19 protein-coding genes are annotated in these 18,764 nt (G+C 65.3%); 4 read left to right on the top strand and 15 right to left on the bottom strand.

From position 1 onward, the window contains the following. Positions 1 to 5 precede the first annotated feature (5 nt). From QUE68_RS23890 to QUE68_RS23855, 8 genes are all read right to left on the bottom strand, one after another. A complete protein-coding gene (locus QUE68_RS23890; protein ID WP_454786305.1) occupies positions 6 to 1,838 on the bottom strand; it encodes a DUF4012 domain-containing protein in 1,833 nt (610 codons plus the stop codon). Positions 1,839 to 1,964: 126 nt separating this feature from the next. Continuing rightward, positions 1,965 to 2,447, bottom strand: coding sequence for a hypothetical protein (locus QUE68_RS23885; RefSeq protein ID WP_284228760.1), 483 nt, complete (start codon positions 2,445 to 2,447; stop codon positions 1,965 to 1,967). A 534-nt stretch (positions 2,448 to 2,981) separates the two neighbouring features. Next, complete coding sequence (locus tag QUE68_RS23880) at positions 2,982 to 3,881, bottom strand: cyclopropane mycolic acid synthase family methyltransferase (protein WP_284228759.1); 900 nt, start codon at positions 3,879 to 3,881, stop codon at positions 2,982 to 2,984. Positions 3,882 to 3,994: 113 nt separating this feature from the next. After that, complete coding sequence (locus QUE68_RS23875; RefSeq protein WP_284228758.1) at positions 3,995 to 4,897, bottom strand: cyclopropane mycolic acid synthase family methyltransferase; 903 nt, start codon at positions 4,895 to 4,897, stop codon at positions 3,995 to 3,997. Between the two features lie 41 nt (positions 4,898 to 4,938). Further along, positions 4,939 to 5,817: a cyclopropane mycolic acid synthase family methyltransferase gene (locus QUE68_RS23870; RefSeq protein ID WP_284228757.1), complete on the bottom strand. Its 879-nt coding sequence runs from the start codon at positions 5,815 to 5,817 to the stop codon at positions 4,939 to 4,941. Positions 5,818 to 5,964: 147 nt separating this feature from the next. Beyond that, the gene (locus tag QUE68_RS23865; protein ID WP_286274555.1) at positions 5,965 to 6,867 is read right to left on the bottom strand and encodes an alpha/beta hydrolase; all 903 of its coding nucleotides are present in this window, start codon (positions 6,865 to 6,867) and stop codon (positions 5,965 to 5,967) included. After that, positions 6,867 to 8,213, bottom strand: a complete 1,347-nt coding sequence (locus QUE68_RS23860; RefSeq protein WP_286274554.1) for an ABC1 kinase family protein — start codon at positions 8,211 to 8,213, stop codon at positions 6,867 to 6,869. Before QUE68_RS23860 ends, QUE68_RS23865 begins: the two co-directional genes overlap by 1 nt. Before the next feature lie 71 nt (positions 8,214 to 8,284). Next, on the bottom strand, positions 8,285 to 9,274 hold the full coding sequence (locus QUE68_RS23855; protein WP_286274553.1) for an oxygenase MpaB family protein: 990 nt from the start codon (positions 9,272 to 9,274) through the stop codon (positions 8,285 to 8,287). Between the two features lie 91 nt (positions 9,275 to 9,365). Between QUE68_RS23855 and QUE68_RS23850 the strand changes: the two genes are divergently transcribed. Beyond that, positions 9,366 to 9,959 carry a TetR/AcrR family transcriptional regulator gene (locus QUE68_RS23850; RefSeq protein ID WP_284228753.1) on the top strand — a complete coding sequence of 198 codons (594 nt, stop codon included), beginning with the start codon at positions 9,366 to 9,368 and terminating at the stop codon, positions 9,957 to 9,959. Positions 9,960 to 9,985: 26 nt separating this feature from the next. Here QUE68_RS23850 and QUE68_RS23845 read toward each other — a convergent pair whose 3' ends face one another. From QUE68_RS23845 to QUE68_RS23825, 5 genes are all read right to left on the bottom strand, one after another. Then, a complete protein-coding gene (locus tag QUE68_RS23845) occupies positions 9,986 to 10,360 on the bottom strand; it encodes a hypothetical protein (protein WP_286274552.1) in 375 nt (124 codons plus the stop codon). A gap of 20 nt (positions 10,361 to 10,380) precedes the next feature. After that, entirely contained in the window at positions 10,381 to 11,313 is a 933-nt protein-coding gene (locus QUE68_RS23840; protein ID WP_284228751.1) for an alpha/beta fold hydrolase, read from the bottom strand. 87 nt (positions 11,314 to 11,400) lie between these two features. Continuing rightward, entirely contained in the window at positions 11,401 to 11,850 is a 450-nt protein-coding gene (locus QUE68_RS23835) for a hypothetical protein (RefSeq protein ID WP_284228750.1), read from the bottom strand. 82 nt (positions 11,851 to 11,932) lie between these two features. Continuing rightward, on the bottom strand, positions 11,933 to 12,550 hold the full coding sequence (locus QUE68_RS23830; RefSeq protein WP_286274551.1) for a DinB family protein: 618 nt from the start codon (positions 12,548 to 12,550) through the stop codon (positions 11,933 to 11,935). A gap of 2 nt (positions 12,551 to 12,552) precedes the next feature. Further along, positions 12,553 to 13,077 carry a DinB family protein gene (locus QUE68_RS23825; RefSeq protein WP_286274550.1) on the bottom strand — a complete coding sequence of 175 codons (525 nt, stop codon included), beginning with the start codon at positions 13,075 to 13,077 and terminating at the stop codon, positions 12,553 to 12,555. Between the two features lie 125 nt (positions 13,078 to 13,202). Here QUE68_RS23825 and QUE68_RS23820 point away from each other — a divergent pair, with 125 nt between their 5' ends. Continuing rightward, entirely contained in the window at positions 13,203 to 13,643 is a 441-nt protein-coding gene (locus QUE68_RS23820) for a pyridoxamine 5'-phosphate oxidase family protein (protein WP_284228747.1), read from the top strand. Between the two features lie 498 nt (positions 13,644 to 14,141). Here QUE68_RS23820 and QUE68_RS23815 read toward each other — a convergent pair whose 3' ends face one another. Beyond that, positions 14,142 to 14,327 carry a hypothetical protein gene (locus QUE68_RS23815; RefSeq protein WP_286274549.1) on the bottom strand — a complete coding sequence of 62 codons (186 nt, stop codon included), beginning with the start codon at positions 14,325 to 14,327 and terminating at the stop codon, positions 14,142 to 14,144. A gap of 190 nt (positions 14,328 to 14,517) precedes the next feature. Further along, a complete protein-coding gene (locus tag QUE68_RS23810; protein WP_284228746.1) occupies positions 14,518 to 16,050 on the bottom strand; it encodes a sugar transferase in 1,533 nt (510 codons plus the stop codon). A gap of 193 nt (positions 16,051 to 16,243) precedes the next feature. Between QUE68_RS23810 and QUE68_RS23805 the strand changes: the two genes are divergently transcribed. Next, positions 16,244 to 17,515, top strand: a complete 1,272-nt coding sequence (locus tag QUE68_RS23805; protein ID WP_286274548.1) for a sensor domain-containing diguanylate cyclase — start codon at positions 16,244 to 16,246, stop codon at positions 17,513 to 17,515. 193 nt (positions 17,516 to 17,708) lie between these two features. Further along, positions 17,709 to 18,698 (top strand): helix-turn-helix transcriptional regulator, encoded by a 990-nt coding sequence (locus QUE68_RS23800; RefSeq protein ID WP_284228744.1) that lies wholly within the window; start codon positions 17,709 to 17,711, stop codon positions 18,696 to 18,698. The last annotated feature ends 66 nt before the right edge of the window (positions 18,699 to 18,764 follow it).

Genomic DNA, 18,764 nt, shown 5'->3' with positions numbered 1-18,764 from the left:
GCGCACTAACCCATGCACGTTGGCACCAAAACCGTTGGAGTCACATTGTCGATCAATGGCTGAACCGGCACCCGCGCCTCACCCGGAGCTGTCGGCTCGGAGAGCCGGAACGTCAGAACGGCCGTCTTTCCGGGCGGTATCGCCACTTGAGCTTCATAGCTCGGGTGGCCGCGCTCTGCGGCTCCAAAGACACGAATCCTTGTGTCATTGGCAAGGACACCAATAACTTGTGCACCCTTGGTTGCGAGAAGGCGGACCGAAGTCAGCATTGCGCCTTTTGGAATATTGTCCGCGAGTCCAGTGAAGAATCCCATTTTCCCTGCGACGTAATCCGACAATGAAGTCGCATCTGAGAGTGTGTTGGTCAACCGAACCGTGACTGTCGAAAGTCGTGTATCGCCATCGCATCCGTCGGCGACATACTCGATCTGCCGGTCCAAGTAGTAGTCCATCTTGTTGCCGCCGAGATTGTTGATGACGACTTCGGCGTATGGCGCCGGATCGTCGGGGATCACGTGGGCCAGCGGAGTTTCCTCCAGAAGCTGCTGCTCGGCCGGCGAGGAGCTCCAGACCGCGATTCGGCGCTCGCTGACCGCTCGACCCAAGGCGTCGAACAACGTGCGAGGAGACTTCACCGGGCCGCTAATCTTCTTGACCACCTCGCTGGCAACATCCTGCAGATACTGCTTCCGCGCGGATTGGTCTGTGGGGAACCGGTTATAGACAGTCGACTCGGTGAGTTCGACGACATTGCTCTCCGTCACCGTCTCGCCATCTGGCATCACCACGGGTCCGGTAGCGCCAAGGATGTAGCTCAAGGCGACCGGGTCGATGGCGATGACTCCGTCGACGTCCATCCCTGACTGTTGGGCCCACATCGACTTCCAGATTTGTGCCGCGTATGGGAAGTGTGCGCTCTGATTGCTGTTCTTGATGTCAGTTGTCGGTTTGGTGAACCCGTACTGCTGGTCGAAATCTTGGTCGAGGCTGATGGGTGTGAATGACTTGTCGAAAAACTCGGTGTTTTGCCCTAGCGTGTCCACACTGGGCTCGCCGTCGTCGAATCGTAGGATTCCGAATCCCCCGAGCAAGCCCCCGGTGCCTCGTGCTTCGGCGTTGGTCTGAAAGCCGATGAAATAGGTGCGTGGGCCGTCGGCGCCCATCATCGACGGCGCGAGCCGGGCGGCAAGCGCCGTGCCGCCCAGCAGGTGCGCGATGTCCGATGTCTGGGCTTGTAATCGTGATCGGGCTTCGCCGAGCACCGAGAGATACCGCGGATCCGAAATCGCCTGGGCGTCAGCGTCGAGCCGGGCAGCGGCTGCTGCGATCGTGCTCAGCGCCGGCTCTTCTCGGCGCAGCGCCTCCACATCCAGCCGGCCGTCAGCCAGCAGCTGGCTCGGCGCGACAGTTGCACCGGCGTATGCAGTGGGCTTCAACACCTCGGCGGCCAGGCCGAGCACGACGTCGGATATTTGTTGCCCGGTCTTGAAGGGGCTGCCCAACCATGGCACGACGGAAGCGATGTTCCACGGCAGGCTGTGCGTTGCGTCCCGCGCCGCCTGCGCGTGCGACTGCGCATCACCTGCAAAGCGCGTTGCGTCAGCCGTATTGCCTTGCAAAAGAGCATCTTTGGTCTGCTGCGCGCTGGCGCGCGCTTGTTCGAGATTGGTCTTGGCTGCTTGCGCCCGGAACCCGAGCCAGCAGGCGAAAGCGATCACGACGACCAGTACCGCGAGCCCTGCCCAAGCAACTGGGCGGCGCCTGATCCAGTGCCGCCCCTCATGATCGTCTTCGACGATCGAATCGTCGTTAGACCGACGCCGTGAAAACAGGCCCACTCAGTACATTCCCCATGCTCCAGTTGCAGTCTGCACCAGTAGAACAGCTACAAAAAGTTGGCCAATGAAAACAACTCGCCAGATGCCTGCTGGCATTGACTGACGAGTTGCGTCCAAGTCCTCGTTCTACTGAGCGGTTTGGTAGGGCCCGACCTGGAAGGTTATGGCGATAGTGTTGGCGAAGGCGCTTACCCCGTCGCCCACGCTCGTGAAGAAGGCGCCGACCGGTCCCGGGATGAAGCTGCCGATTACCTTGAAGATCTGACCTGTGCCCTGGGCCACGACGTAGGCGGCGGTTCCGATGAAGACGACCGCGCCCCTGACGATGGCTTGGGTTCCGGCGGCAAATCCTGCTACCGCGTAGCACCCCACGGAGAAGTCCACGCCAGCGCACGGGTCCGCAGCGGCGGCCGGTGCGGCGAGTGTGACGACTGGACTGACAAGCGACGTAACCCCTGCGCCGACGCCCTCCGTGAACGAAGAGATGCTCGGAGCTGCATAGGCCATCGTCGGCGAGATCGCGACGGGCGTGAGTACGGTGGCGGCGGTGAGAGCCGCTGCGGCGGCACCTACCTGGAATTTTGTGAAACGAGTGGCAACGGTCGACATTTCTCCCCCAGCTGTTTGACCAAGCTAATCCCGATAAACATCCCAGACTGTGCGCCTCTTGTCAACAGGAAACGCAGGCTGAGGTGGGACGATGGTGGACACAATCAGCGAGGGCGGCCCCAGATTGCGTCGATAAAAGTGGCATCTCTGCAAACCAAAATGTGCAATGTTTTGGAGAGCGCTATCGCGGCAGTCAATAATTTTGTTAGCTGTCGCCGCCGGGGTGGGGAAATGGCCAATTGGCTAGAAGGCCGCTGCGGAACGAGCCGCCGCGGACACGGCGGGTGCCGAGAAGGCGGCTGCGGAGAAGGACGCCGCTGGCGCAGGCTGCTGCGGCGGACAAGGCCAAGGAAGCACCCAGAACGCCAAGGACGCCGGGGCCCCCGGCAGCGACGGCAAGGGCGCCGACGCGGGCATGACGACCACCACCGAAAGTAGAACGGACGCTGGGGTTTCGGAGCAGAAGGCAGCCTGACCCCCCAGCAGAACGCCCCGGCACTCGAGAGTGCCGGGGCGTTCCTTCGGGGCTAGCCGTTACGCGGCGACGGCGCCGGGCTTCAGGTAGGTGACCAGGCTGACGTCGATGGTCTCGTCGATGAAGTAGTACTGGCAGCCGGTGAGGTATTTCATGTACCGGTGGTAGTTCTCCTCGTCGGTGGCCGCGATCGCCTCGTCCTTGCTGGCTTCGAGTCGGCTCGCCCAGATGCCGAGGGTCTTGATGTAGTGGTTGCGCAGCGACAGCGTCTCGGGGACCACGAAGCCTGCCTGCTCGCCACGCTCGACCATCATCGACGTGCTGGGAATCCGGCCGCCGGGGAAGATCTCGGTGATCATGAACTTCACGAACCGGGCCAGGTCGAACGTCAGCTTCTTGCCGCGCTCGGCCAACTCGTACGGGTGGTAGCCGACGCTGCTTTGGATCGTCATGCGGCCGTCGTCGGGCATGGACTCGTAACACATCTTGAAGAACTCGTCGTAGCGCTCGAAGCCGAAGTGCTCGAACGCCTCGATGCTCACGATGCGGTCGACCGAGCCGGTGAACTGCTCCCAGCCCTCGAGCCGGACGTCGAACGTACGCCCCGAGTCGAGCTTGCCGAGCAGCTGCTCGCAGTAGGCCTGCTGATTCTTGCTCAGCGTCAGGCCGATGACGTTGACGTCGTACTTCTCCATCGCGCGCTGCAGCGTCAGACCCCAACCGCAGCCCACCTCGAGCAGCGTCATGCCGGGCTTGAGGTCCAGGCGTTCCAGGTGCTGGTCGACGTTGGCGATCTGCGCCTCGGACAGTGTCGCGTCCGGGCCGGTGAAGAAGGCACAACTGTACTTCCGCGTCGGATCCTGGAAGACGCCGAAGAAGTCGTCCGACAGGTCGTAGTGGGCTTGGATGTCCTCGAAGTGAGGAGTCATATCCTTCGTGCCGGTGGAATTGTCAGACATGTTTTCTCTGCTTGGCCTTTCTCGTCAAGACGCCGACGTAGCCGATCAAGTATCGAGACCTCTTGTGATCGCACCCTACGTGGCCATAGCCCGCAAAATGGGCAACTAGGCGTTCACCCTAGCGTTTCGCGGGTGTTCGACTCCAATTTGCCTGGCGCCTTGGTGAACGTGAACTGGTTGACGAAGGCCTGCCTCTGGGCGAAGAGCTTGGAACAACCCGTCAGGTAGTGCATGTAGCGGTCGTAGACCTCTTCGGACTGCAGGGCGATGGCCTCGTCCCGGCGGGCGCTCAGGGCGTCGGCCCACAGGCTCAACGTGCGGGCGTAATGCGGCCGAAGCTCCTGGGTCCGCGTGAGAGTGAAGCCAGCCTTCTCGCCCATCGGGCCGATCATGTCGGCCTTGCACAGCTGACCGCCCGGGAAGATCTCGGCCATGATGAACTTGATGAAGCGGAAGAGCTCCATCGTGAGCGGCACGTCGTTGGCCCTGGCGTAATCCATCGACATCCCGCAGATGGTGTGCAGCAGCATGACGCCGTCGTCGGGCAGCACGCGGTACGCCATCGCGAAGAAGTCGTCGTAGCGGTCGTAGCCGAAGTGCTCGAAGGCGCCGATCGAGACGATCCGGTCGACCGGCTCGTCGAACTGCTCCCACCCGTTGAGCAGCACGCGCTTGGAACGGGGGCTGTCGTGCTCGGCGAACAGCTTCTCGACGTACGCGTGCTGGTTCTCGCTCAGCGTCAGGCCGATGACGTTGACGTCGTACTTCTCGATGGCCCGCAGCATGGTCGAACCCCAGCCGCAGCCGATGTCGAGCAGCGTCATCCCCGGCAGCAAACCGAGCTTGCCCAGCGCCAGATCCATCTTCGCGATCTGCGCCTCTTCGAGCGTCATGTCGTCGCGTTCGAAGTACGCGCAGCTGTACGTCTGCGTCGGATCGAGGAACAGGCGATAGAAGTCGTCGGACAAGTCGTAGTGCGACTGCACGTCGTCGAAGTGGGGAACGAGGTCGGCCATGCAGCGAATGCTACGGGGGCGGCATCCGCGGGCCGAATCGCTTACTTCTCGAGCGTGAACTGACAGACGTCGATGTAGCCCTCGTGGAAGCCCTTGGCGCAGCCGGTGAGGTAGTGCATGTAGCGGTCGTAGACCTCTTCGGACTGCACGGCGATGGCCTCGTCCCGATGCGCCTCCAGCGCAGCCGACCAGGTGTCCAGCGTCCTGGCGTAGTGCTTCTGCAGCGACTGCGTGCGCGTCAGCTCGAATCCGCCTCGGGTCGCGTACTCAGCGGCCATTTCGGTGGTCGGCAGGTATCCGCCCGGGAAGATCTCGGTGAGGATGAACTTCACGAACTTCGCGATCGAGATCGTCAGGGGCAGACCGGCCGCGGTCATCTGGGGCAGCGTGAGCGCCGTGATGGTGTGCAGCAGCATGACGCCGTCGTCCGGCAACGCCTTGTAGGCCATCGCGAAGAAGTCGTCCCAGCGGTCCTTGCCGAAGTGCTCGAAGGCACCGATCGACACGATCCGGTCGACGGGCTCGTCGAACTGCTCCCAGCCGTTGAGGAGCACGCGCTTGGAGCGAGGGCTGTCGTTCTTGGCGAATTCGCTTTCGACGTGGGCCTTCTGGTTCTCGCTGAGCGTCAGGCCGACGACGTTCACGTCGTACTTCTCGATGGCCCGCAGCATGGTCGAACCCCAGCCGCAGCCGACGTCGAGCAGCGTCATTCCCGGCTCGAGGCCCAGCTTGCCCAACGCGAGGTCGACCTTGGCGAGCTGGGCTTCCTCCAGCGTCATGTCGTCGCGCTCGAAGTAGGCGCAACTGTAGGTCTGGGTGGGGTCGAGGAAGAGACTGAAGAACTCGTCCGACAGGTCGTAGTGGGCCTGGACGTCCTCGAAGTGCGGCTTGAGGCCGCCCTTCTTACGGGTAGTCGCCATGGGGGAAAGTACCTCTCTTGGCTGATCAGTGGCCCGGCGAAGTCGCCGATGACTCGCCAAGCTCCAATGCGCTCAACCGCGCACTCTACGCCGATGCCCTTGGGCGGCCGAATCGGCTACGACCGGCCGCGGCAACTCTCGCCGCGGTCAGGGCACCTCGGAGAACGTCGTCTTCAGTTCACCGACGATGTCATCCCACAGCGGTTCGGGCAGGTCGTGAGCCATGCCGTCGAACAACACCAGCCGGGACCGACGGATCGCCTTGGCGATGGCGCGGCCGCCGGATGGACGCATCAACTTGTCCGCCCGCCCATGGATCACGACGGTGGGTGCGGTGATCTGCTTGTCGTAGGCGACCAGGCTGCCGGTGCCGAGGACCGCGCCCAGGTGCCGGCCCACGCCCGCCGGGTAGTAGCACCGCTCGTAGCTCTCGACGGCGTCGGCCAGCAGTTGTTCATCCGACGTCCGGTAGCCCGGGCTGCCGATGATCTTGCCGACGCGGACCGCGTTGGCGATGACGCCCTCGCGGGAGGTGTCCTTCGGCCGCGTCGTGATCGCCCGCAGCTGCTTGGGCCCCGGCGGGGGGAGCATCGCCTGGTTGTTGCTCGAGAAGATGACGGCCAGCGTCTTGGTGCGGTGCTGATAGCGCGCGGCGAAGATCTGGGCGATCATCCCGCCCATCGATGCGCCCATGACGTGAGCCTTCTCGATGCGGAGGTGATCCAGCAGCGCGGCGGCGTCGTCGGCCATGTGCTCGAGGGTGTAGACGGCGGCGTTGCGCAGACCCAACTGCGACCGCGCCATCCGCTTCAGCAGGGGCGCCCCGGTATGGGTGCCCTGGACCTTGCTCGAGAGGCCGACGTCGCGGTTGTCGTAGCGGACGACGCGCAACCCCTGGTCGACCAGCTTCTCGCAGAAACCGTTGCGCCAGAACGTCATTTGCGCACCGAGGCCCATGATCATCAGCACGGCGGGATGGTTCTCATCGCCCATGTCCTCATAGGCGATGTCGAGGTCGCCCGACTTGGCGGTGCCGGTGCGGATGTCCATCAGGCGTCCAGCTCGTCGGAATGCTCCCGACTGACCTCGACCATGAAGTTGGCGAAGTAGCCCGTCAGCTGCGGGTCGGACATCATCTGCCACTTGGGTGCGAGCAGCTTCATGTACCGCTCGACGTAGAGGAACTGCTTGCCGATCAGCACGAGCTCCCGTGGCAACTTCACGTCGTAGGCCTCGGCCAGCGTGGAGAGCTGCTTGCCGATCTCGGCGTAGGACAGGTCGCCCAGCGACGTCATCGTCAGGGGAGTGGCGAACGCCGCGAGGTCCCTGGCCGCCTCACCCTCGGGCTTGACGTTGCCGACGGCGCCCATCAGCACGACGATCTTGCCCGCCGCAGCGTGGTCCTTCTTCACCAGCAGGGCGTACACCAGTTCGCGCAACAGCCAGCGCGTGCGCGGGTCGACGCGACCCATGATGCCGAAGTCGAAGAACACGATCTTGCCGTCGGGGTCGACGTACAGGTTGCCCGCGTGCAGGTCGCCGTGGAACAGGCCGTGCCGCAGCCCGCCCTCGAAGACGCTGAACAGCAACGCCTTCACCAGCTCGGTGCCGTCGAAGCCCTGCTTGCGGATGGCGGCCACGTCGTCGATGCGGACGCCCTGAATGCGCTCCATTGTGAGCACGCGCTCGCTGGTGAGGTTCCAAAACACTTGCGGCACACGGATGTTCTTGCCGAGAGGGGACGCGTGCATGTGCGCCACCCAGGCGTCCATCGACTGCGCCTCGAGCCGGAAGTCGAGCTCCTCGGCGAGGTTGTCGGCGAAGTCGGCGACGACGTCCTGTGCGCTCAGGCGCTGTCCGAGTTTCGCGAACTCCACGAGGCGCGCGCCGCGCTTGAGGATCTGCAGGTCGGCGGCGACGCGTCGGCGGATGCCGGGTCGCTGAATCTTGACGACGACCTCCTCGCCGGTGTGCAGCGTCGCGTAGTGCACCTGGGCGATGGACGCCGAGGCGAACGGCTGCTCGTCGAAGCTGGCGAACAGGTTGGCCGGGTCGTCGCCGAGATCTTCCTTGAAGAGCGCGTGGACGGCCTCGGTGTTGGCGGGGGGCACCCGGTCGAGCAGGCTGCGGAACTCGCGGCTCATCGACTCCCCGAACGCGCCCGGGCTGGAGGCGATGATCTGGCCGAACTTCACGTAGGTGGGGCCGAGGTCGGCGAAGGTCTGCGGGATCTGCTTGAGGATCTTCTGCTGCAGCGAGCCGCGGCTGGCGAGATTGCTGACGACCCGCGCGCCGGTGCGGGTGATCTGCCATCCCGTCACGCCGATGCGGGCAGCTTCGACCGGCAGCGGCACCCGGTCCAGCCGGGCTACCTCGCGGTGCTTGGTGGTTGACATACCTGCAGTGTCTCAAAGAGGGCCGGTCGGGCGGAAATGTCGTGTGGCTGCGGTCACAGTCGGGGTGGTGCTCAGGCGAAGGTGAACTCCACCTCGTCGCGGGTGCGCAGCGGGTCGCTGCCCGGCACGTGGGTCGGCAGGGTGTGCGGCGAGGTCGTCCCCTCGGTGACCCGCGCCATGGCCTGCTGAAACTCAGGGATGGGACCCGCCACGGCGTGCAGTCCGTTGATGACCGACCACACCGCGGCCCGGCGAGCGGTGCGCTCGACGACGTTGGGCGACTGGTGCTGAATCAACTGCTTGGCCCACGTCGGCATGGTGTCGCGGATGGCCCAGTCGAGCGCGCTCTGCGGCATCGGCACGTTGGGACCCGTTCCCATCGCCGCGCCGTGGGTGAGCGCCAACCGCGGCAGATAGGACTTCAGGCACTCCAGGGTCTCCGCCTTCGTGGCGGGGAGGTCGGTGCCGCCCAAAGCGTGGCCGACGCGCACGAACTCCTCGTAGTAGCGGTCGATCTTCTTGCTGCGCAACGGTTGTGGGTGGTACATCTCGTGTGCGGTGGCCAGCCCCCAGACGACGGTCGCGTAGTTCCACCGCAGCCAGTCGGGGTCGTCGGCGTCGTAGGCCGCGCCGTCGGGGCGGACTCCCTTGATGGTGTGGTGCATCGCGCGCACGGTCTGGGCCAGTCGTTCAGCGGTCGCCGTCGAGCCGTATGCGGTGCCGATGAAGAACGCGATCGAATGCCCGAGGCGGACGAAGGCGCCCTTCGCGTCGATGCGCGCGGTGGCCGTGCCGCTCGCATCGCGTTCGACGAGCCGCGAGTGATGCATGCCCATCCAGTAGATCGACGGATCCAGTCGCTCGAGGTACGCCGCGCACTGCAAGCCGAACACCAGCGACTCCATATGGGAGTGCACGTGCCACACCGCGCTGCCCGGCCCGAACCAGCCGGGGTCGCCGACGGGCCCGGCGAACTCCATACCGCGGAAGTAGTTCTTGCGGATGTTCTCGTCGAACGTCCTGTGCAGGCGTTGCTCGACGATCTGGTGCGGCATCAACATGGCAGGCCCCTCAGAACTTTGGCTACGGTCGTTGTCACTCTACTACTGTGGTTACGACCGTGACCAGAAGTGCGAGACGTACGCTTGGGCGGTGTCGAGTCCGACAAGGTGGGCAGGTGTGCCGCTGACGGATCGCCGCACGGAACGGCGCGGTCTGCTCATCGCCGCGGCGTTCACGCTGTTCGGGGAGGGCGGCGAAGCGGCGGTGTCGGTGCGTTCCGTATGCCGTGAGTGCGAGCTCAACACTCGGTACTTCTACGAGAGCTTCGACACCGTCGACCACTTGCTCGGTGCGCTCTACGACGACGTGAACCTCCACCTCGCGGCGGCTGTCCAGGCGGCGATCGAGGAGGCCGATGAGGCCAGCCCGAACCGGACCCGAGCGGGCATGGTCGCGGTCCTGCGGTTCAGCTCGGAGGACCCGCGGCGGGGACGCATCCTGTTCACCGACGCCCGCACCAACCCCGTGCTCGCCGAGCGCCGGTTGGCCACGCAGAACCTGCTGTTCGAGATGGTGGTCGCCGAAGGCGGTCGCCAGATACCCGACCCCGTGGCGGCCCGCGTCGGCGCGGCGATGTACACCGGCGCGATGGTCGAGCTCGCCCAGCAGTGGCTGGCGGGCAACCTCGGGACCGACGTCGACGCCGTCGTCGACCACGCCCTGACCCTGGTGGTGCGGGAGTAGTTGCAGCCGTTGCCGATTGATTCGGCTCAGCGGCGGGGCTCGGACGCCACGTTCGCGCGGTTGATGCCGAGCGCATCGCCGATTTGGGTCCAGGTCGCGCCAGCTGCGTGCGCCGCCTCCGCCGCGACCTGCACCTCATGCGCGGCGGACTCGACCTCCGCCGCCGCGCGCCTGCGCTGCTTCCAGGATCGTTGACCAGAGCGTTCCCTCGCGGATTGAAGCGCTGACCGCGCTTCGGCGAGACGCTCCATCTCGACGCTGTACGACGATGGTTCCTGCTCGGTTTCGACGACGACTCGACGGTGTCTGCCGGAACTGCCCATGTGTTTGCCGATCCCCCAATCAGTAACGCCATGATGGCAGGCCGCGGTGCGGTTATCAACGGAAACCGGACTGGTCACGCCGGTGAGCGTCGGCGCCGCTACTTGCGGGGCGAGTGCTCGCCCGGGGGAAAGTTCTCCACCAACGTGTCGACCACCGGCCGCCACACCGGCTCGGGGAGGTCGTGTCCCATCCCGTCGACGACGATGAACCTCGCCCCGTCGATGGCGCGAGCCAGGTTGCGGCCGTTGCGGATTCGCATCATCGGGTCATGCGACCCGTGCACGACGACGGTCGGCGCGGTGATGCGTTGGGTGAAGCGCAGCAGGCTGCCCGTCCCCAGAATCGCGTCGAACTGCCGCAACCCGCCCTGCGGATAGTCACTGCGCGCGGTGAGCGTCTCGACGCGGCGGCGCAGCTGCTCGTCGGTCGGCAGGAAGTTGGGGCCGTTGATGACGGCGATGTTGCGCATCTCGTAGGCGACCTTGGCGGCGCGCGGCGCATCCGTTCCGGGAGGGTTGATGGCCAGCTTCATCACCTGCCACTTCGGCAATGCCGACAACGGCTTGCCCGCGCTGGTCATCAGCAGTGCCAGCGATGCCACCCGCTCGGGATGACTGCCCGCCAGGATCTGGGCGATCATGCCGCCCATCGACGCGCCGACGACGTGTGCGCGGTCGATGCGAAGGTGGTCGAGCAGCCCTCGAGCGTCCTCGGCCAGGTCGATCAGCGTGTAGGGCACCGGGCTGGTCCGGCCGAGCAGATAGCGCCCGACGCGGGGGACCACCGAACCGGCGGCGCGCTGGCCGGACATCTTGGTCGACAGGCCGATGTCGCGGTGGTCGTAGCGGATCACTCGGTAGCCGCGCTTGATCAGCAGCTTGCAGAACCCGTCGGGCCATAGGGGCAACTGCGCGCCCACGCCCATGATCAGCAGCACCGGCGGGGCCTTGCGGTCGCCGAGGTCCTCGTAGAACAGTTCGACGGGCTGCGACGGGTCACCGCATCGTGCCCGCCCGGTGCGCTTGCGCATCAGTCAGTTCTACCGGTAACGCACTGCGGGACCCGATATCGCTGGGCGATATCGAGTCCCGCAGAGGTTGGTCTGCTGACGCAGTGCCTATCCGGTGCCGACGCACACGCCGCCGGCGCACGCCTCAGCGCCACCGGGGCCGGCACCCGCGCCCGCTCCGGGCACGCCTGCCGTCGCGCCACCGGGGCCGGCGCCCGCGCCGCCGCCGGGCACGCTCGCCGTCGCGCCACCGGGGCCAGCACCTGCGCCGGTGCCGCCCGGGACCTCGGCCGTCGCCCCGCCGGGGCCTGCACCCGCGCCGGGAGCGCCGGACGTGCCCGGGGTGCCCGACTCGGTACCCGTCGGCGCAGGCGCCATCGTGGTCTCGGTCGACGGTGCGGTGGTCGTGGTGGACGTCGTGGTCGACGTGGTCTCGCTGGTGCTGGACTCCGAACCACTGTCGCTACCGCCGCAGGCCACGGCAAGCGTGCTCACCGCGAACGCGGCGGCGATTCCGGTGGCGACACGGAAGCGAAGGGAACTGCGATCGGCAATCATATGGCGAACTCGATTCTGTGTTGTGGGGATTTCCGCTTCTAAAACCTCGATGGCGTCTTTACCCACCCACACCCGTCGTCAATCAAGCTCCCGTGACTTCGTCCCGTACCGGCGGCGTGAACGGCGTCAGCCAGTCCGTCGCCGGCCAGCCTTCGAGCCCGGCCAGCAGCTCGTACATCGTGGCGCCGTCGATGCTCTCGCGGATGACGTCACCCTGTCCGGCGTGGCGGGCCAACTCCTCGAGCATGTGGAACCACACCCACCGCACCGACCACGCATCGACGTCCTTCGGGAACCACGGCGCGTCGCGCGGCACGGGCACCGCCGCGTCGAGGTCGACCGTCTCGACCAGCCGCAGCGTGGCCGCGCTCTGGGCCGCGAAGCGCTCGAGGATCTCCGCGAGTGTCTGGTCCTCGCGCATCGTGAACTCGTCGAGGTACTCCGCCTGGCGCTCCGCCATGGGGCGGTCGTCGGCGGGCGGCGCGTCGGGCGCCGACTCCACCCGCTGCATCCAGCTGCGCTGGCATCCCGTGGCGTGCTTGATCAGCGCCCCGATCGACAGAGCGCTGACGGTCGGCGTCGCCCTGGCCTGGTCGTCGGTGAGCCCGTACGCCATCGCGTGGAACGCGTACTGCTGTTGAAAGAGGTAGTCGCGCAACGCTTGACGTTCGTCGGCAACGGGTGGCGGCATGGCGGGCATCGTCAGTTCTCCTTCGGGGTGGTGTGGACGTACAGGTCACGCAGGAGCGCCACCTCGGCGCCGTGGTGGATCACCTCGCGGTTGATGTGCAGGACCAGATCGAACATCGGCCGCTCCGCCCACGGCCCCTCGGCCGGTCCGATGGGACGCTCGAGTTCGGCGGCCGTCAGCCGTCGGACACCGGACATCCAGCCCTCGTACGCCTCGTCGAGCTGACGCAGAGCGGTCGCGGCATCCGTCGCGTAGCCCCACGTCTCGTAGGCGGCGGGCGGGCCGCCGAAATGGGAGTGCGCGCGTACCGCCAGCACGCCGACGATCACGTGGGCCAGCCGCCACGCAATGGTGGTGACCGGCGCGGGCTCCGGTGCGGGGTGCGCGAAGTCGATCCCGCCGTCCGCGTGCACCGTCCAGCAGTTCGGCACCGGTTGCCAGAAGTACTCGTCGTCTGTCAGGCCGTCCAAGCGGGGGCGGAGCTGCTGTTGCCAGTGCGAGTCGAGTTGCTCGGCGAGTCGAGGTGTCGGGTCCATGGGTATGAGCCTGGCAGAGCCTTAGGACAGTTTCGGTCCTAAGGCTGCGGCAGATTTTGGACATGTCCGAAACGACCGTTGGTTGCCAACTCCGACCACTATCTCGATCTTGTTAACCTCGTTCCATGCCACAAGGATTCAGCGACGAACAAATTGAGGCGTATCTCGATAGCCGCCCCGGCTGGGCGATACTGAGCACCATCGACAAGGATGGATTCCCGCACTCGGTACCCCTGGGATACTTTCGCCTTGGCCGCGACGTCGTCATGGGTGTACGAGACCGGACACGCAAGATCGTCAACGTCGAAGGCAATCCGAACGTGAGCATCTTGCTCGAAGACGGCTCGAGCATGGCAGATATCCGGGGAGTGATGTTTCAAGGTCATGCCCGCGTCGTCCGCGAACCAAGCGAAGCACTCCAGCTCGCGCGAGAAGGTGCCCGGGCACGGGGCGTGCCGGAGACCGATTGGCCCACCGCACCCAGACCGGGCGCCGCCTACATCCGCGTGACACCCGTGAGAACGTTGTCTTGGGATTACGCAAGCTCAACGTCGGACCAGGCTTAGCTTCGCCCTGTTCTTTCGCGCGGACGGTGCAGCCAGTGGCTGACAGGACGCGACGATCTCGGCGCTAGTTCCAAGATCAAATGCACGACAACCGACCGACCGCGGCCGCCCAGGGCTTACGGACAAAGCTCTCGACCCCGGTCAGTCAGAGAATTGAAAGGAGTTGGGACGGGCTGCCGTTCGTCGCTGATCTCGACGTAACCCTGCACCAAGATTGGCGCAACGCTCGGGAAGCGGCCAACCCACCTGGCGTTGGCGCTCAGCGCGTACTCCGTTCCATTGGCGGTGAACGTGACCAAGTCGGGGGCGTGGCATGTCAGCACACCGTCGTCGACGGTAAACGGCCAAAAGCCACGGTTCGTCGAGTCCTGCCACTCCGCTTTCGAGACCGTGGCGCTGGCGCTCACGACGGGCTTGGACTCGCTCGCGCAACTGACCAGCGCAAGTGCCGCTGCGGATGCCGCTAAGGCCAACCGAATCCCCATGCTCAAACTCTAGCTACGGCTGGCCGGACACCTTCCGCAGCACGATCTCACGCACGCGAGTCGGCAGGTTCGTCATCAGTCTTCCTTGACGCTTCGGGCCTACGCCGACGACGTAGCGCGCACGGGGACGCTTGGTGGTAACGGCTTGTTCGACTACCGAAGACACCTTGGCCGTCGCGACGGCGAGACGCCTGGACATGGGGATGGTCTTCTTGAATCACCATGTCATCGGCCTTGCGTCAAAGATCTGTATCAGTCTGCGCAGGCTCGACCACCACCACGCTAATCCCCCACGGACGCAACGCAACTCGGGCGGTGGCTGAGCCAAGCGTAGGGAAGTCGCCGGACTGCTCCATGGATGCAGTCGTTGGAGATGAGCAACGCGGCTCCTACTCGGCGCGGCGCAACACCGCGGGGATGGTCATCGCGAGGATCTGAACATCCAGCCATAGCGACCAATTCTCGATGTAGAAGTTGTCCCATTCGGCGCGGTCGGCGATCGAGGTCTGTCCACGCAGGCCATGGACCTGCGCCCAGCCGGTCATTCCGGCCTTCACCCGGTGCCGCTCGCCGTAGCGCCGGATTTGGGCATTGAAGACGTCGACGAACTCGGGACGCTCGGGGCGCGGGCCGACCAGGCTCATCTGGCCCTCGATGACGTTGATGAGCTGTGGGAGCTCGTCTAGCGAACTCGAGCGGATGAACTTGCCAATCCACGTACGCCGGTCGGTCCCCTCGACACCGCCCGGGGCGCTGCCCCGATCAAGCGAGAGTCGAGCATCCGAGTCTCGCGGTGGCCGCATGGAACGAAACTTCAGGCAGTCGAATACAACGCCATCGCGGCCGACCCGCGGCTGGCGAAAGAAGACTGACCCGGGCGAAGACACTTTGACCGCAACGGCAATCAGACAGAAGACCGGTGCGATCGCGCCGAGTAGGGCGGTCGCGAGGATGCGATCGAGGAGGTGTTTGGCCGCGAATTCCCAGCCATTCGGGTGAGTGTTGGACAGCACCAACACCGGCAGCCCACCCACGTAGTCAACACGGGAGCGTTTGCAGACGCCGTCGAACATGCGCGGCACCACCCACACCGTGAGTCCGGCGAGTTCGGCAGTCCTTATGGCCGGAACCAAATCGTGGTCACGTGTCGTGGAGAAGGCGACCACGACCGCTTCTGCTCGGGTGTCGCGAATTGCGTCGGCCATCGTCGCCGGTGTGCCCACAGCGGGAATGGGCCCGTCGGGCTCGTCCGTGCGAGTCCACGGGGGGTTGGCGTCGACGAAACCGACCGGCAGGACCCCGTACTCCGGGTTCTCGATGAAACGCCTGGCAAGGTGCCTGGCGACTTCCCCGTTGCCAAGAATCAAGGTCCGCGATTGCAGCAAATGGCGCCGACGCAGCGCGCGTTTACCGAGAATCGCAGCGAATCTGCCAACGGGTAACAACACGGCGCTAACCATCCATACATTGGCGACCGTGGCGCCGAGGTCCCCTCGTACTCCGGTGAGTTCCATTCCGCCGAGCAACAGCATGGCCGCCAGGGCGGCCGTCGTTTGTACCGCAACGAACTCATCGATCAGGGTCTTTTGAATCGACCGCCGATAGGTCGAGCGCATGGCGAACAATACGATCACCAACGGCGCATAACACGCCATCATCCAAACTGGCGGCATCGGCAGTCCGCTGTCGCGGGCCCACATCAAACCCACGGTCGACGCGATCGAAGCGGCGACCACGTCGGCACAGAACATTATGAGAATGCCCAGTGAACCCATGCGGTTGGCGAACGGGGCGAGAACGCCTCGTGTGATTGCGGATTCAGTGACGGGGTCGCTGGGCCGTTCGTCCTTCAAGGCCCGTATCGCCATTTTCATCGCCTCCCCGGTTGCCGCAGGGTACACGTTAGCGAGCAGAACACTCATCGGCGGCTAACTCGCTGAAGCGACCCACGAGGGGCATTGAGCGGACCGCGGCGATGTCGAAGAGCATGACCGTCGCAGCGGCGTGGACGCTTCTCGCTGGAGGCCAGGCCAGGCATCAGACGGTCCTGGCTGCTGTCGCCGATTTGCCGCCGCGACGGCAGGTCTGCGCCTAGCCTCCTGGCAGGAGGGCGTCATGAGACGGGAAGCCGCGGAGCCGAATCGCCATGCAGAAGAGTTGCTCGAGGCTGCCTTCGAGCATCTTTACAATGCGATGGTCATTACCGACGCCGACTTCGACGGCGGGCCCTTCATCCAGCGGGGCAACCCGGCCTTCTGCGCGATGACGGGGTATCCGGAAGATGAGTTGATAGGCAAGTCTCCGCGCATCCTGCAGGGGCCCGACACCGATCGGCGAGTCATTGATGATCTAAGTCGCAAGATCCGGGCGGGGGAGTTCTTCGAGGGCAGCACGGTCAACTACCGCAAGGACGGCTCGGCCTACGTTGTCCAGTGGAACATTTCACCCGTTTCCGGTGTCGACGGCTCGATCGTGTCCTACGTCTCGATCCAGCAGGACATCACGGCGCGCTTTGCCGCAGAACGCGAGCGCAGCCTGCTCGCAGAGGCCCTGAACGCGGCGACCGATCCGGTGATCGTCACGGACAAGGACTTCGTGATCGTCTTCGCCAACAGCGCCTTCGGTCGCGAACTTGGACGCCCCGTAAAAGACCTTCTCGGGCGGTCAGCGTTCGAGTTGCGGCCGCGAACCGCCGATGGTTGGGCGGAGCCCCACATCCGACGAGTTCTTAGGCAGGGCAACCCCTATCACGGCGTGGTGTCCTTCGAACTGGCCACGGGGCAACGGCTGCACGTAGACCTCAGCATCTCCAGCCTCATCGGGCATCACGACCCCAACGGTCATTATGTGGCGATCGCGCCGAACATCACCCACATGGTCGAGCAACAGATGGCCTTGCAGGAAATGGCCGATATCGATGCGCTGACCGGACTGCTGAACCGACGCTCCGGACAGGTCGCCCTCGATATCGAAATCCAGCAGGCAGCGGAGTCCAACGCGCCGGTCAGTGTGGCCTTGGGCGATATCGACCACTTCAAGCGGATCAACGACCATCTTGGGCACGCAGTAGGGGACGATGTCCTGCAATCCGTGGCCGCGACGCTTCGCCGCGGCATGAGAAGCAGCGACACTGCCATTCGCTGGGGTGGTGAGGAGTTCCTCATCCTCCTGCCGAACACCCCGCTCGAGGATGCCCTGCCCCTCGCCGACCGGGTCCGTACCTCCGTTGAGAGCAGCCCTCGGATGGCATCACATCCGGTGACGATCTCCTTTGGTGTCGGCCAATGGCGCCCCGGCGAGAGCATCGCGGCTTTCGTCGGGCGCATCGACGCCGCCATGTATTCGGCCAAGTCCGGCGGCCGCAACCAAGTCGTTTCCTCCCCCTGACGGCCTTCGGTGGGTGCAGCACCTCATCTACCTCAATCGGCGCCGACGGCCAGGGAATAGCTCAGCAGCCCGGCATCTACTCACCGTGACGAATTCAAAGGCGCCACTCTAGAGTTCCCGAGGAAATGACACGCGAATGAGAAAGAATCCATGACAGCGAGATGAGCAAGCTCAAGTTCGTACGGGTCAGACGATGACCGGAGGTTACGGGAATCGAGAACCCACGACCACCGGTCGCGTGCTGCAACTCCTGGGCCTATTGCAGTCACGGCGGGTGTGGTCGGGCGACGAGCTCGCCGCCCGACTCGGCGTGACGGGGCGCAGTGTGCGGCGCGACGTGGAACGCCTTCGCGATCTCGGCTACCCGGTGCATGCGAGCAAGGGGCATGGTGGCGGCTACCAGCTGGGCGCTGGAGCGGCCCTGCCCCCGCTGCTGCTCGACCCCGACGAGGCCGTCGCGATGGCGGTGTGTCTACGGGTGGCGGCCGGTGGCAGCGTGGCGGGCGTCGGCGAGTCCGCGCTGCGGGCCCTGACCAAACTGGATCAGGTGATGCCCTCGCGGCTGCGGTCGCAGGTCGCCGCCGTCCACGACGCGACCACCACGCTCACGACGGGCCAATCGGACGAACTGGTCGACCCCGACGTCCTGATGACGCTGGCGCGGGCCAGCCGCGATCACGAACACGTCAGCGCCGGTTACGTCGACCGCGACGGGAACACCACGCAACGGCGGCTCGAGCCCTACCAGCTGGTCACCACCGGCAGGCGGTGGTACCTGCTCTGCTTCGACCGCGACCGCGAGGATTGGCGCAGTCTGCGGCTGGACCGGATGGCCGACGTGGTGGCGCGCGGGTCCACGTTCAGACCGCGGGAGGCACCCGACGCCGCCCGCTACGTGCGGCGGGCCATCACCGCCTCCCCCTACCGCTACGTCGCGCGGGTCCGGTATCAGGCCTCCAAGGAAGTTGTCGCGCAATCGTTCTCGGACGCGTCCGCCGACATCGAGGCGGACGGCCCGCACGCGTGCATCGTCACCGCGGGCGCCGACGACCCGGTCCGGATCGTGCCCTGGCTGGCGCTGCCCGGCGTCGAGTTCGAGGTGCTCGAGCCGCCCGAGGTCGTCGCCGCAGTGCGGGAGGTGGCCGAGCGCCTCCTCCGCGCCCTACCGCGAGCAGACGCATAAGGCCCTCGTTTGTGCCGATTGAGGGCCCTTTGCGTCTGCTCGCGGGGGAGGAGGAGGGCCTTTTGC

Origin of the sequence: Mycolicibacterium sp. TUM20985 (assembly GCF_030295745.1) — a bacterium.
Taxonomy (GTDB): Bacteria; Actinomycetota; Actinomycetes; order Mycobacteriales; family Mycobacteriaceae; genus Mycobacterium.
Note: the sequence above shows the minus strand (reverse complement) of the source record. Positions and strands in the feature narration are given on the sequence as shown.

Bases quoted from the DNA above. Each gene is read 5' to 3' on its own strand.
- QUE68_RS23880 (WP_284228759.1), bottom strand. From the start codon at position 3,881: ATGTCTGACAATTCCACCGGCACGAAGGATATGACTCCTCACTTCGAG.
- QUE68_RS23815 (WP_286274549.1), bottom strand. From the start codon at position 14,327: ATGTCCAGGCGTCTCGCCGTCGCGACGGCCAAGGTGTCTTCGGTAGTC.
- QUE68_RS23810 (WP_284228746.1), bottom strand. From the start codon at position 16,050: ATGAGTGTTCTGCTCGCTAACGTGTACCCTGCGGCAACCGGGGAGGCG.
- QUE68_RS23825 (WP_286274550.1), bottom strand. From the start codon at position 13,077: ATGGACCCGACACCTCGACTCGCCGAGCAACTCGACTCGCACTGGCAA.
- QUE68_RS23820 (WP_284228747.1), top strand. From the start codon at position 13,203: ATGCCACAAGGATTCAGCGACGAACAAATTGAGGCGTATCTCGATAGC.
- QUE68_RS23800 (WP_284228744.1), top strand. From the start codon at position 17,709: ATGACCGGAGGTTACGGGAATCGAGAACCCACGACCACCGGTCGCGTG.
- QUE68_RS23830 (WP_286274551.1), bottom strand. From the start codon at position 12,550: ATGCCCGCCATGCCGCCACCCGTTGCCGACGAACGTCAAGCGTTGCGC.
- QUE68_RS23840 (WP_284228751.1), bottom strand. From the start codon at position 11,313: ATGCGCAAGCGCACCGGGCGGGCACGATGCGGTGACCCGTCGCAGCCC.
- QUE68_RS23860 (WP_286274554.1), bottom strand. From the start codon at position 8,213: ATGTCAACCACCAAGCACCGCGAGGTAGCCCGGCTGGACCGGGTGCCG.
- QUE68_RS23875 (WP_284228758.1), bottom strand. From the start codon at position 4,897: ATGGCCGACCTCGTTCCCCACTTCGACGACGTGCAGTCGCACTACGAC.
- QUE68_RS23870 (WP_284228757.1), bottom strand. From the start codon at position 5,817: ATGGCGACTACCCGTAAGAAGGGCGGCCTCAAGCCGCACTTCGAGGAC.
- QUE68_RS23805 (WP_286274548.1), top strand. From the start codon at position 16,244: ATGAGACGGGAAGCCGCGGAGCCGAATCGCCATGCAGAAGAGTTGCTC.
- QUE68_RS23865 (WP_286274555.1), bottom strand. From the start codon at position 6,867: ATGGACATCCGCACCGGCACCGCCAAGTCGGGCGACCTCGACATCGCC.
- QUE68_RS23885 (WP_284228760.1), bottom strand. From the start codon at position 2,447: ATGTCGACCGTTGCCACTCGTTTCACAAAATTCCAGGTAGGTGCCGCC.
- QUE68_RS23855 (WP_286274553.1), bottom strand. From the start codon at position 9,274: ATGTTGATGCCGCACCAGATCGTCGAGCAACGCCTGCACAGGACGTTC.
- QUE68_RS23835 (WP_284228750.1), bottom strand. From the start codon at position 11,850: ATGATTGCCGATCGCAGTTCCCTTCGCTTCCGTGTCGCCACCGGAATC.